At 73.5% G+C, this 12200-nt stretch carries 10 protein-coding genes; 5 read left to right on the top strand and 5 right to left on the bottom strand.

Translation table 11 applies throughout. The annotated features are described in order from the left end of the window. Positions 1–7 precede the first annotated feature (7 nt). On the bottom strand, positions 8–3673 hold the full coding sequence (locus ABJI51_RS35565) for an nSTAND1 domain-containing NTPase (RefSeq protein ID WP_348955484.1): 3666 nt from the start codon (positions 3671–3673) through the stop codon (positions 8–10). Between the two features lie 82 nt (positions 3674–3755). Between ABJI51_RS35565 and ABJI51_RS35570 the strand changes: the two genes are divergently transcribed. Together ABJI51_RS35570 and ABJI51_RS35575 are read left to right on the top strand one after the other, a co-directional pair. Continuing rightward, positions 3756–4358: a LuxR C-terminal-related transcriptional regulator gene (locus tag ABJI51_RS35570; protein ID WP_348955485.1), complete on the top strand. Its 603-nt coding sequence runs from the start codon at positions 3756–3758 to the stop codon at positions 4356–4358. Positions 4359–4537: 179 nt separating this feature from the next. Then, on the top strand, positions 4538–6514 hold the full coding sequence (locus ABJI51_RS35575) for a S53 family peptidase (protein WP_348955486.1): 1977 nt from the start codon (positions 4538–4540) through the stop codon (positions 6512–6514). Here ABJI51_RS35575 and ABJI51_RS35580 read toward each other — a convergent pair. Genes ABJI51_RS35580 through ABJI51_RS35595 form a run of 4 tightly spaced genes read right to left on the bottom strand, consistent with a single transcriptional unit; the run spans position 6511 to position 9956 of the window. Next, positions 6511–8001 (bottom strand): precorrin-2 C(20)-methyltransferase, encoded by a 1491-nt coding sequence (locus tag ABJI51_RS35580; protein ID WP_348955488.1) that lies wholly within the window; start codon positions 7999–8001, stop codon positions 6511–6513. The two genes, ABJI51_RS35575 and ABJI51_RS35580, sit on opposite strands and share 4 nt — an antisense overlap. Beyond that, positions 7998–8621, bottom strand: a complete 624-nt coding sequence (locus tag ABJI51_RS35585) for a precorrin-8X methylmutase (protein WP_348955606.1) — start codon at positions 8619–8621, stop codon at positions 7998–8000. Before ABJI51_RS35585 ends, ABJI51_RS35580 begins: the two co-directional genes overlap by 4 nt. Next, on the bottom strand, positions 8618–9691 hold the full coding sequence (locus ABJI51_RS35590) for a precorrin-3B synthase (protein ID WP_348955489.1): 1074 nt from the start codon (positions 9689–9691) through the stop codon (positions 8618–8620). Before ABJI51_RS35590 ends, ABJI51_RS35585 begins: the two co-directional genes overlap by 4 nt. 4 nt (positions 9692–9695) lie before the next feature. After that, positions 9696–9956: a DUF6191 domain-containing protein gene (locus ABJI51_RS35595; RefSeq protein WP_348955490.1), complete on the bottom strand. Its 261-nt coding sequence runs from the start codon at positions 9954–9956 to the stop codon at positions 9696–9698. Positions 9957–10123: 167 nt separating this feature from the next. Between ABJI51_RS35595 and ABJI51_RS35600 the strand changes: the two genes are divergently transcribed. From ABJI51_RS35600 to ABJI51_RS35610, 3 genes are read left to right on the top strand one after another with little or no spacing between them, the layout of a single operon-like run. After that, positions 10124–11050: an ABC transporter ATP-binding protein gene (locus ABJI51_RS35600; protein WP_348955491.1), complete on the top strand. Its 927-nt coding sequence runs from the start codon at positions 10124–10126 to the stop codon at positions 11048–11050. Further along, positions 11047–11898 carry an ABC transporter permease gene (locus ABJI51_RS35605; RefSeq protein WP_348955492.1) on the top strand — a complete coding sequence of 284 codons (852 nt, stop codon included), beginning with the start codon at positions 11047–11049 and terminating at the stop codon, positions 11896–11898. The genes ABJI51_RS35600 and ABJI51_RS35605 overlap by 4 nt, the downstream gene beginning before the upstream one ends. Before the next feature lie 2 nt (positions 11899–11900). Next, on the top strand, positions 11901–12140 hold the full coding sequence (locus ABJI51_RS35610) for a helix-turn-helix transcriptional regulator (RefSeq protein WP_348955493.1): 240 nt from the start codon (positions 11901–11903) through the stop codon (positions 12138–12140). Positions 12141–12200 lie beyond the last annotated feature (60 nt).

Here is a 12200-nt window from a genome sequence, read left to right on the forward strand (position 1 = left end):
GCTCGGGTCAGGGGCAGGGCGCGGTGTACGGCAGCTCCGGGAAGTACCGTTCCCACTCCGCCGCGGTGATCTTCGGGGCCGCGAGACGGCAGATCTCGGCCGCCGCGAGGTCCGGGCGGGTTTCCCACAGCTGGATTCCCGGCAGCACCGCCGTGTGGCCGTCCGGGGCGAACAGCCCTGTGGTGCCCGGCGTCGCCGGGGCCAGCTGGGCGGTCTGGACCGGGTTCTTCGGATCCGTCACGTCCCACAGCCGGGCCGTGCGGTCCGAGCCCGCCGTCACCATCCGGGTGCCCGACGGGTCGAACACGACCAGCCCGACGTCGTCGGTGTGGCCGGTCAGCGGCGGCAGCGCCACCGCGTGCGCCGGGTCGGTCACGTCCCAGCGGTGCACCGTGCGGTCGGACGTGCCCGCCGCCAGTGTCCGCCCGTCCGGGCTGAGCGCGAGCGTGCCCGCCGACCCCGTGCCCACGTCCAGGGTGGCGATGCGGTCCGGGCGGGCGCGGTCGGTCACGTCCCACAGGAAGACCGCCGACGGCACCGACCGCTGGCTGTACGCCAAAGTCCGGCCGTCCGGGGTGAAGCGGATCGACCACACCGTCCCGACGTACGGGCTCGGCAACGTGACCGGCGCCGTGAGCCGGACGGCGTCCCACAGCGCCATCGGCCCGTCGTCGTAGCCGGTCGCCAGGACCCGCCCGTCGGGGCTGAACGCCAGCGAGTACGTCTTCCGCGCCGCGGCCGAGGCCACCTGACGCGGGTGCTGCGGGTCGCTGATGTCCCACCGCTGCAGCAGTCCCTCCGCCACCGCCGTCGACGTCCCGGTGAGCACGGCGACCGCGAGCGAACGGCCGTCGCGGCTCAGTGCCGTCGCCGTCACCTGGCCGGGCAGCCCGGCGATCCGGCCGAGCAGCCGGGGCGCGGCGCCGAACGACCACAGCTGCACGTCGTCGGCGCCCTGGGCGACGAACGTCCGGCCGTCCGGGGTGAAGCCGACCGGGGTCACCGTGCGGGTCGTCAGCTCCAGCGCCGGGGCGTCGTACAGCCGGGCCGACCCGTCGCCGGACGCGGTGACCAGCGTGCGCCCGTCCGCGGTGTACCCGGCCCAGACCCCCGCGTTCGTGTGCCCGCCGAGCTGGGTGAGCTGCCGCGCCGCCGCGGGCACCGAGACGTCCCAGACACGCGCGCCCGGCTCGTCGCCGACGACGACGAGCGTGCGCCCGTCCGGGCTGAACACCGCCGTCCAGACGATGCCGTTGTCCGGCAGCACCGCCAGCGGCCGCGGGGTGCGCGGATCGGTGATGTCCCACAGCCCGACCCGGTGGTCCCAGCCGGTGGTGGCCAGCGTCCGGCCGTCGGGGCTGAACGCGGCCGCGTTGACCAGGTCGGTGTGCCCGCCGACCACCGAAAGGCGGGCCGGGTGCACCGGGTCGCGGACGTCCCACAGCTGCGTGTCGCGGTCGTTGCTCACCGCGAGCGTGCCGCCGTCCGGGCTGAGGGTGGCCTTCTCGTACTGCAGCGGCCCGGACCCGGTGAACCGGGCGAGGAGCTTCGGGGCGGCGGGGTCGGAGATGTCGGTGAGCCGGGTCGTGTCGTCCTTTCCGGCGGTGACCAGCAGCCTGCCGTCCCGGCTGACCTGGGCGCTGAAGACGGCGTCGGTGTGGCCGCGCACCAGCCCGCGCGGCACCGGCCGCCGCGGATCACGCACGTCCCAGAGCCGGAACGTGTAGCCGTCGACGGCCGTCGCGAGGACGCCGCCGCCGAGCGCCATGGGAAAGTGCGCCTTCGCGCTCTCGGGCAGCGTCGCCAGCAGCTGCGGGTGCCGCGCATCGGCGATGTCGAAGAGCTGGACGGTGCTGCTGCCGGACGGCGCGACCAGGAGGTTCCCGGCGAGCACCACCGAACCGTCGTACCCCGGCGGCCCGGCGGTCGCGATCCGCGTCGCGAACGGCGTGGCCAGCGCGCCCAGCACGCTGTCGCGCGTTTCCGGCAGCGGCGCCAGCCGGTAGGCCGCGAGGCTGAGCTGGACCGACAGCGCCGGGTTGGTCTGCCGCAGGTCGGCGGCGTCCCCGACGGCTTTGCGCGCCAGGGCGACGTTGCGCTGCTCGGTGGCGGTCCGCGTCGCGTGCACGGCGTAGCCGGTCGCGACACCTGCCAGGACGAGCAGCACCCCCAGCAGCGCGGCGAGCTGCCGCAGCCGCCGGGTCCGGCGCCGGCCGGCCTCCGCTTCGGCGGCCTCCTGCGCCCGGCCCGCGTCGAGAAAAGCCTGTTCCCGCGCGGTGAGCGCGCCCGGCGACCGGGCCGCCCACTCGGTGGCGAGCCCGAGCCGGGTGCCGCGGTAGAGGCTGCCCGGGTCTCGGTCCAGTGCCTCCCACAGGTCGGTCGCCTCGGCGAGCCGCCGGTGCAGGCGGTGGCCTTCGCGGTCCTCGGCCAGCCAGTCCTGCAGCCGCGGCCAGCTGCGGATCAGTGCCTCGTGGGCGATCTCGGCGCCGTCGTGGTCGAGCGAGAGCAGCCGCGCGGCGGCGAGCCGTTCGAGCACCTCGGCCGTGGCCGGGTCGTCGTCGAGCTCGCGGCGGGGCAGCCGGCGTTTCGTGTCTTCGGTGCCTTCGCCGGGCGCGGTGAGCCGCAGGAAGATCTGCCGGACCTTCGCCTGCTGCTCCGGCCCGAGGCTGCCGTAGACGGACTCGGCGGTGTGCGCGATGGCGTTGCGGATCCCGCCCGCGGCCTCGTACCCGGCGAGGGTGAGCGTGATGCCCTGGCGCCGCCGCCAGGTCTCCAGCAGCGCGTGGGAAACCAGCGGCAGCGCCGCCGGACGGCCTGCCGCGTCCGCCACCAGCGTCGTGACCAGCGCGGACTCCACCTGGCAGCCGTGCCGGACGGCCGGTTCGACGATGGCCGCCCGCAGTTCGTCCGCGGTCATCGGGCCGACCAGGACCTGGGCGTCCCGCAGCGCGTCGACGAGCCCGGCGTGCTGCCCGCAGTGCCCGTAGAAGTCGGCGCGGACGCCGATGACGACCTGGCTGCCGTGCGCGTCGGCGGCCCGGTCCAGCAGCGCCCCGATGAAGGAGGCACGCTCGGCGTCGTCGGTGCAGAGGGTGAAGACCTCCTCGAACTGGTCGACGATCAGCAGCCGTCCGGTGCCGGCGAGCGCGTCCGCGCACTGGGTCAGCGGATGCTCCCCCGGCGTGCGGACGACCGCCGGGCCCGGCCCGGCCAGCCCGGCGCGCAGCAGCGACGACTTCCCGGAGCCCGAGGCGCCGAAGACGCCGACGAACCGGCGTTCACGCAGTTTCGCGGTCAGCTCGGCGACCAGCTTCTCCCGTCCGAAGAACCGCTCGGCGTCACTGCGCTGGAACGCGGCCAGCCCGAGGTAGGGCGTCTCGGCTTCCGGCCCGGGCGTGCTGTCGGCGGCGAGCTGCGCGGAGACTTCGCGCCACCGCGTCTCCCACTTCTCCGTGTCTCCCCCGCACGCCCGGACGTACGCCGTGGTGAGCGCGAGGCCGGGCAGCTTGCGCCCGCCCGCGGCCTCGGACAGCGCGGCCGCCGAGTAGCCGGCGCGCGCGGCGAGAGTCCGGTAGGTCGGGCCGCCCGCCTCCGCCCGCAGCTGCCGCAGCCCGGCGGCGAACTCGACGACGCGCTCGTCCCCCGGCCCCAGCGGGCCCTCCCGTCTGGCCACCCCTGCCCCCGATCGTGTCATGGTCATTGTTCACCGGATCCGGCCCGACACTGGACAGGGATTCTGCGCTAGACACCGCTGTGTGCTGACACGCAGCCTGGGGAAACTGCTCAAGGTCGTCGCCGCCGGCGTGCCGGTGGTGCCCGCCGACGGGATCGAGGTGATCGGCTCGGTGCCGCCGGAGCCGGACGCGGTCGCCGGTGCCCTCGCCGCCGCCCGGCCGGACGTGCTCCTGCTGCGGCCCGCCGGCCGGGCCGGGCTCGCGGTGATCCGCCGGGCCGGCCACACGCCGGTGCTCGTGCTGACCCCGCCGGACGCGGGCGAGCTGGTGCTCGCCGCGATGCGGGCCGGCGCCCGCGGGTTCCTGCACGACGGCGCCGACCCGGCCGACGTCGTCCGCGCGCTGCGCGTGGTCGCGGGCGGGGCCGCGGTGTTCGGGCAGGACGCCGCCGACCGGCTGTACGCCCGGCTGACCGGGACGGCGCCGTCGCTGCCCGCCCTGACCGCCCGCGAGCGCGAGGTCCTCGGCCTGCTCGCCGACGACCTGGGCAACCTGGCGATCGCCGCGCGGCTGAACCTCGCGCCGAAGACCGTCCGCAACGTCGTGTGCGGCATCCTGGCGAAGTTCGGTACCACCGATCGGGCGGTCGTGAGCGCCCGTGCGCGTGAAGCCGGTCTACCCTGAGTGGCCCAGGGAAATTGTCGTCCTGTCAACGCAATTAATGCGCAAAAAAGGCACCGCCCGAAATATTCGATACCGGCATCGGCTCGATCACGGGACTGGTCAATCCGCATTCACGGAACTAGTTTTTCTCCGCGCCCCTCCACCGTCGCAGGGGCGACTTCCGCGAGGAGGACCAAGCCATGCGCACACCCGCGTTCCGGCTGCTCGTGCTGGCCACCACGGCCGTGACGACCGCCGGGCTCCTGTTCGGGGCCCCGGCCTCGGCGAGCGACCGCACCCCCTTGCCGGGCAGTGTCCCGGGCTGGGCGAAATCGGCCACCCGCGCCGGGGCGGCGAATGCCGCCGACAATGTCGCGTTCCGCGTCTATCTCGGCTGGGCCGGGGATGCCGCCGCGGTGGCGAGCCGCGTTTCCACGCCGGGTTCGGCGGACTACGGCCGGTTCCTGACCGCGGCGCAGTTCCGGCAGCGGTTCGCGCCGTCGCAGAACGACGTGACCGCGGTGCAGCAGTGGCTGCGCCAGGCCGGTTTCGACGTCGGCTACACCCCGGGCAACCGCCGGTACGTGCAGGCCGAAGGCACGGTCGCGCAGGCGGCGGCCGCGTTCGGCACCAGCTTCGGCGAGTTCAAGGTGGGCGGCAAGACGCTCCGCGCGCCCGAGAAGGAGCTGTCGCTGCCTGCCGGGCTGCCCGCGGGGATCAGCGCCGTTGTCGGGCTCGACGAGTCGTTCGCCCTGGTCCAGCCGTCGGCGGGACCGGCGGCGAGCCCGTCGCCCGCGTTCGTCAACGCCCCGCCGTGCTCGGCGTACTACGGCGAGAAGTCCACCGCGACCACGCCGACGCCGGACGGCATCCACGTGCCCGACGCCTACGGCCACCCGAACCCGTGGGCGCCCTGCGGCTACACGCCTTCGCAGCTGCGGAGCGCGTACGGCGTCCAGCAGGCCATCGCCGGCGGGAACGACGGCACGGGACAGACGGTGGCGATCATCGACGCCTACGCGTCGCCGACGATCCTGGCCGACGTCAACACCTACTCGAGCCGGCACGGCCTGCCGCAGCTGTCGGGCAACCAGCTCACCCAGGTGACGCCGCCGGGCGTGTACCGGCGGCCGCAGAACCCGAAGCAGGACCCGCAGGGCTGGTACGGCGAGGAGACCCTCGACGTCGAGGCGGTGCACAGCATCGCGCCGGGCGCGAACATCGTGTACGTCGGTTCGCCGAACAACTACCAGGACCTCGACGCGGCGATGAACCACGTCGTCGACCAGCACCTGGCCTCGATCGTGACGAACTCCTACGGGTTCTCGACCGAGCTGCTGCCCACTGGCTACGTCAAGCCGTTCAACGACACGCTGATCGAGGCGGCCGCGACCGGCATCGGCGTCTACTTCTCCAGCGGGGACAACGCCGACGAGACCGACGGCATCGCGGCCAACTACCCGAACGCGACGCCGGACTGGCCCGCGTCGAGCCCGTGGGTGACCGCGGTCGGCGGGACGTCACTGGGCGTCGGCGCGGGCGGCGAGTACCTGTTCGAGACCGGGTGGGAGACCGGCCGGTCGGTGCTGACGAACGGCACGTGGGTGCCGGCACCGCCGGGTGAGTTCTTCGGCGGCGCGGGCGGCGGCACGAGCCGGCTGTTCCCGCAGCCCGCGTACCAGGCCGGGGTGGTCCCGAACGCCATCGCGACGGCGAACGGCGCCCGCCCGCAGCCGATGCGCGCGGTGCCCGACGTGGCCGCGCTGGCCGACCCGAACACCGGGTTCCTGGTCGGCCAGACGCAGGCTTTCCCGGACGGCTCGGTCAGGTACAGCGAGTACCGCATCGGCGGCACGAGCCTGGCGTCCCCGCTGTTCGCCGCGTTCGTCGCGCTGGCGCAGCAGCGGGCGGGCAGCACGTTCGGCTTCGCGAACCCGCGGCTGTACGCGAAGGCGGGCACCTCGGCGTTCCACGACGTCAGGCAGCCACCGGCACCGATGGCCGTCGCCCGGGTCAACTACAACAACTCGGTCGACGCGTCGGCAGGCTACTCGGCGCCGAGCCTGCGGTCGCTGGACGCGGACGCCGTGCTGACGATCCACGTCCGCGACGGCTACGACGACGTCACGGGCATCGGAACGCCGAACGGGACGGCGTTCCTGACCGCGCTCGGCTAGTAGCTGCGTGGGGTCCAGACGACACCGCCGTCCACGCGGGTGCGGCTGGACCCCACGATCAGCAGGCAGCGCATGTCCACAGTGGACGGATCGAGGCCGCCGAGCGTGGTGACCCGGATGTCCTCCTCCTGGCCGCCGACGTCCCGCGCGACCACGACCGGCGTCGACGGCGCGCGGTGGCGCAGCAGCACCTCGATCGCCGCGACGAGCTGGGTCGTCCGTGACCGCGAAGCCGGGTTGTACAGCGCCAGCACCAGATCCGCCGCGCCCGCCGCGTCGAGCCGCTTCTCGATGATCTCCCACGGCTTGAGGCGATCGGACAGCGAGAGGACGCAGTAGTCGTGCCCGAGCGGCGCGCCGACCCGCGACGCCGCCGCCTGGGCCGCCGTCACGCCAGGGACGATCCGCACCCGCACGCCCGCGCCGTGCCCGGCGGCCAGCTGTTCCAGGACCGCCGACGCCATCGCGAACACCCCCGGGTCACCCGAGGACACGACAGCGACGCGTGCGCCGGAAGCGGCCAGCGACAAGGCTTCGACGGCCCGGTCGGCCTCGACGCGGTTGCCGGACGCGTGCCGCTGCTGCCCGGCCTTCTGCGGGACGCGGGCGACGTACGGGCCGTACCCGACGATGTGCTCGGCCGCGTCCAGTTCGGCCGCGGCTTCCGGCGTCAGCCACTCGGGCCCCGCGGGTCCGAGGCCGACGACGACCACTTCGCCGCCTTCAGCGGCAGCCGCGGGTGCCGGTGCAGGCGACTGCCGCGACGCATACGCGGGACTGGGCAGCAACGCCAGCGAGAAGTACGGAACCGTCGACGGGTCCACGTCGGCGAAGGGCTCGATCCGCTGCTGTCCCCAGGTCGCGCGTTCGACGTAGACGGCGTCGTCGAGCTTGCCCGCCTCGGCCAGTGCGTCGCGGACCGACGAGAACGTGCGGCCGAGTTTCAGCACGGCTGCGGCGTCGGTGTCGGCGAGCCGCCGGGCCAGCTCGGGCGCGGGCAGCGTGCCCGGCAGCACCGTCAGGACCTCGTCGCGCTGGACCAGCGGGCGGCCGAGCACCGACGACGCCGCGCTCACCGACGTCACCCCGGGCACGACGATGGCTTCGAACCGCCCGGCCAGCCGTTCGTGCATGTACATGTACGAGCCGTAGAAGAAGGGGTCGCCTTCGCAGAGCAGGACGACGTCGCGGCCCGCGTCGAGGTGCTCGGCGAGCCGCTTCGCGCTCAGCTCGTAGAAGTCGGCGATCGCGCCCTCGTAGCCGCCGGGGTGGTCGGTCGTCTCGGTGGTGACCGGGTAGACGAGCTTCTCCTCGATCTGCCCTTCGCGCAGGTACGGCTCGGCGACCGACCGCGCGATGCTCCGGCCGTGCCGCGCGCTGTGATAGGCGATGACGTGCGCTTCGGAGATGATCCGCGCCGCCTTGACCGTCATGAGTTCCGGGTCGCCGGGGCCGAGCCCGACGCCGTACAGCTTTCCGAGGCTCATTCTTCGGCGCTCGCCAACGCGTTGATGGCGGCGACGGCCATGGCACTGCCGCCGCGCCGCCCGTGCACCACGAGGTACGGCGCCGGAGCCCGCTTCGCCAGCTCCACTTTGGACTCCACCGCACCGACGAACCCGACCGGGACACCGATGATCGCCGCGGGCGCGCCGACGCCTTCGTCGAGGATCTCCAGCAGGCGGAACAGCGCGGTCGGCGCGTTGCCGATCGCCACGACCGAGCCGGGCAGCTTGTCGCGCCACAGCTCCAGCGCGGCGGCCGAGCGCGTCGTGCCCATCCGCTCGGCGAGCGACGGCACGCTCGGGTCCGACAGGGTGCAGAGCACTTCGTTGCCCGCGGGCAGACGGCGGCGGGTGACGCCGCTGGCGATCATCTGCGCGTCGCACAGGATCGGCGCGCCTGCTTCGAGCGCCGCGCGGCCGGACTCGACGACGTCGAGCGTGTAGCGCAGGTCGTCGACCAGATCGACCATGCCGCAGGCGTGGATCATCCGGACCGCCAGCCCGGCCACGTCGTCGGGCAGGATCGCCAGGTCCGCCTCCTCGCGGATCGTGGCGAACGAGTGCCGGTAGATCTCGGCACCGTCCCGCAGGTAGTCGATCACAGACATCCCTTCAGCTCGTCGATCGGCACCCACCGGCCGTCGATGCGATAACCGCCGTCCTCGGCGACGACGTCCACATGGGACTGCGACGGCCTGCCGCACCGCCGTTCGCAGCCGGAGAAGTGCGCACGCAGCCCGGGCCGGAACACCGCGTCGGCCCGCACGTCGGCACGCGACTTCGCGCAGCCGGGCCGTCCGATGCAGGCGGTGGTCCCCAGCGCGGTCCCGCCGAACCCCAGCCGGTCGAAGACGTCGGCGGGCACGTCCGGCAGGACCACGGACTTCCACGGGGTGACCAGGGCGGTCCCGAACTGCGCCAGCGCACGGGCCTGCCCGGCGCTCAGCTGCCCGAAGCGCGGGACGACACCCGCCGCGAAGCCGCCGTCGCGCTCGATGAGCCCGGCCGGGACTTCGGCCTCGGTTCGCGGCACCGGTGTCCCGCGCCAGGCGGGGTCGTCGAGTTCGGCGACCCGCCAGGCGGTTCCCCGGATCCGGCAGAACTCCAGCGCGACCGCCACCAGCGTGGACACGGCGTCCGCGCGCGTCACCCGGCGGCCGGTGTCGCCGCCGGCGAGCAGGAGCGTCCCGCTGCCAGGGCCGGTCGCGCGCCAGCAGACGTCGGCGCCTTCCCCGGCGACGTCGCCGCGGCCGTCGTCGAAGGCGAAGAGGAAGCGTCCGGGCAGCGCGGCGAGTTCCGGCGTCGCGCACAGCAGGTCGTCGAGCGCGGCGGCCAGGCCGCGGACGTCGGCGAGGCCGCCGCGCAGCCCGCTCAACGGCGACGCGAGGACGTTGCGGACCCGCTCGTGCGACGGCGACGGCAGCAGGCCGGCGTCGGCCAGCCGCCCGGCGAGCCCGGGCCGGGTGACGCCGCGCAGCTGGACGTTGCCGCGCGAAGTGAGGTGGAGGTCGCCGTCCCCGCACGCCTCGGCGGCGTCGGCCAGCGCCCGCAGCTGCGCTGCGGAAATCGTGCCGCCCGGCAGGCGGACCCGGGCCAATGGGCCGTCGGCGGCGTCGTGGGTGGCGAAAACGCCGGGGCACGCGTCGGCTCGCACGCGTGCTGGGGTCGGCATGAGGTCACTGTAGCTGGCGGCTTTCCGGCTCCGGCGGGTCCGAGCGGGGGCGGATCCTGGCCGTTCCGCGGTCCAGGTCCACGTCACGCCAGGGTGGCGCCCCTTCGGCGTCCTGCTCGACGAGCATCGACATCGTTTCCCGGTGTTCCAGCTCACGCCGCTTGGTGCCGTAGAGGAAGGCGGTGGTCTCTTCGAGGTAGGTCGCGGACAGCCGCGCCTTGAAGCGCGAGCCGTTCTTGCGCGGCCGCAGTTCGATCGCGGCCATGACCAGCAGGATCACCACGCCGCCCGGAAGGGCGAAGTCCCAGCCAAGTACCCATGCCCGGCGAACCGGATGACCGTGGGTCAAGTTCCCCGGGGAGTACAAGTTCGACGAGATGTAGCAGGTGTGCTACATTCGATCGCACCAGTCAGATGGGGGGAGGCACCATCATGAGAGACCCGGCGGTCCCCGCGGTCCGGGTGCGCGGGCTGCGGATGCGCTACGGCAGCAGCGACGTGCTGCACGGCGTCGACTTCGAGGCGTACCGCGGCGAGGTCGTCTGCCTGCTCGGGCCGAACGGCGCGGGCAAGACGACCACGATCGAGATCCTCGAGGGCTTCCGGATGCGGTCGGCGGGCGAGGTGAGCGTGCTGGGCACCGACCCGGCACACGGCGGCGAGGCCTGGCGGGCGCGACTGGGGGTCGTGCTCCAGTCGTGGCGCGACCACGGGAAGTGGCGGGTCCGCGAGCTGCTGGCGCACCTCGGCCGGTACTACGCGCCGTACTCGACGGACGCGCGTCCCCGGCCGTGGCCTGCCGACGAGCTCATCGCGGCGGTCGGGCTCACCGAGCACGCGGGCAAGAAGCTCAAGCACCTCTCCGGCGGGCAACGGCGGCGGCTCGACGTCGCGATCGGCATCGTCGGCCGTCCCGAGGTGCTGTTCCTCGACGAGCCGACGGCGGGGTTCGACCCGGAGGCGCGGCGGGAGTTCCACGACCTGGTGCACCGGCTGTCCGACGAGCTGGACACCACGATCCTGCTCACCACGCACGACCTCGACGAGGCCGAGAAGCTGGCCGACCGGATCCTCATCCTCAACGGCGGCCGGATCATCGCCGACGGCTCGGCCGACGAGCTCAGCCGGCAGATCTCCGGCGAGGCCGAGGTCCGCTGGAGCGTCGACGGCCACCGCTTCGTCCACTCGACGACCGAAGCGACGAAGTACGTGTACGACCTGTTCAAGCAGTACGGCGAGGCGGTCGCGGACCTCGAGGTCCGGCGCGCGTCGCTGGAGGACACCTACATGGCGCTGGTCCACCGCGCGGAGGCCGGCGGCGAGACGGAGCTCGGCCTCCAGGAAGCGGGTGCGCGATGAACGCCAGGACCGCGGCACTCCGCTCCGGGCTGGCCCGTGGCTGGATCGAGTTCAAGCAGACGTGGACCAACCTCGACGACGTGGTCGGCCAGCTCGTCTTCGTGGTGCTCTTCCTCGGCACGCTGTTCTTCATGCGCAACGCGACCCTGCCGGGCACGGCCCTGTCGCTGGGCGCGGCGACCGTGCCCAGCGTGCTCGGCGCGGGCATCGTGTTCAACGGCCTGACCGGCGCGGCGGGCTACCTGGCGGTCGACCGCGAGGACGGCACGCTGCTGCGGGCGAAGGCAACCCCGAACGGCATGCTGGGGTACCTGGTGGGGCGGACCACCGCGCTCTCGCTCCAGCAGCTCACCTCGCTGGCGGCGGTCCTGGTCCCGTCCCTGTTCGTCTTCTCCTCGCTGGCACCGGACGGCGCCTGGTCGTACCTGCACCTGCTGGGGGTGCTGCTCCTCGGGTTCTTCGCGACGATGCCGATCGGCGCGGCGCTGGGGTCGCTGACCAAGAACGCGCGGTCGACGGGCCTGATCGTGCTGCCGGTGATGGGCCTGGGCGCGATCTCGGGAATCTTCTACCCGATCATCGCCCTGCCAGGGTGGGTGCAGACGGTCGCGCAGGTGTTCCCGATGTACTGGCTGGGCCTGGGAATGCGCTCGGCCCTGCTCCCGGACAGCGCGGTCATCGTCGAGATCGGCCACTCGTGGCGGCCACTGCCGACCCTGGCGGTGCTGCTCGCCTGGTCCGTGATCGGATTGACGCTGGCGCCGATCCTGCTCCGCCGCATGGCACGGCGCGAAGCGGGTTCGTCGGTGGCCGAACGGCGGGAGAAGGCCATGCAGCGTGTGGGGTAGTGATGAGTGAGGTCGTCTACAACCGGATCGCGATGCTGCGCGCGGAGCGGTCGATCTCCCGGCGCCAGCTGGCCGAGGCCCTCGGCGTGCACTACCAGACGATCGGCTACCTGGAGCGCGGCGAGTACAGCCCGTCGCTGTACCTGGCGCTGCGGATCGCGGAGTTCTTCGAGGTGTCGGTGGAGGTGCTGTTCTCGACGAAACCATTCCCGCGGCTCGGGGACTCCGAACGCTCAGCCTGACCTGCGCACGTCGCGGCCGGGTCAGATCCGAGGGGCCGGTCAAGGTGCCGTTCTCGACCA

The sequence above is a fragment of the Amycolatopsis melonis genome (assembly GCF_040064235.1).
GTDB lineage: Bacteria > Actinomycetota > Actinomycetes > Mycobacteriales > Pseudonocardiaceae > Amycolatopsis > Amycolatopsis melonis.

Excerpts from the sequence above, each read along its gene's own strand:
- ABJI51_RS35590 (WP_348955489.1), bottom strand. The coding sequence starts at position 9,691 with ATGCCGACCCCAGCACGCGTGCGAGCCGACGCGTGCCCCGGCGTTTTC.
- ABJI51_RS35575 (WP_348955486.1), top strand. The coding sequence starts at position 4,538 with ATGCGCACACCCGCGTTCCGGCTGCTCGTGCTGGCCACCACGGCCGTG.
- ABJI51_RS35595 (WP_348955490.1), bottom strand. The coding sequence starts at position 9,956 with ATGGCCGCGATCGAACTGCGGCCGCGCAAGAACGGCTCGCGCTTCAAG.
- ABJI51_RS35610 (WP_348955493.1), top strand. The coding sequence starts at position 11,901 with ATGAGTGAGGTCGTCTACAACCGGATCGCGATGCTGCGCGCGGAGCGG.
- ABJI51_RS35600 (WP_348955491.1), top strand. The coding sequence starts at position 10,124 with ATGAGAGACCCGGCGGTCCCCGCGGTCCGGGTGCGCGGGCTGCGGATG.
- ABJI51_RS35605 (WP_348955492.1), top strand. The coding sequence starts at position 11,047 with ATGAACGCCAGGACCGCGGCACTCCGCTCCGGGCTGGCCCGTGGCTGG.
- ABJI51_RS35580 (WP_348955488.1), bottom strand. The coding sequence starts at position 8,001 with ATGAGCCTCGGAAAGCTGTACGGCGTCGGGCTCGGCCCCGGCGACCCG.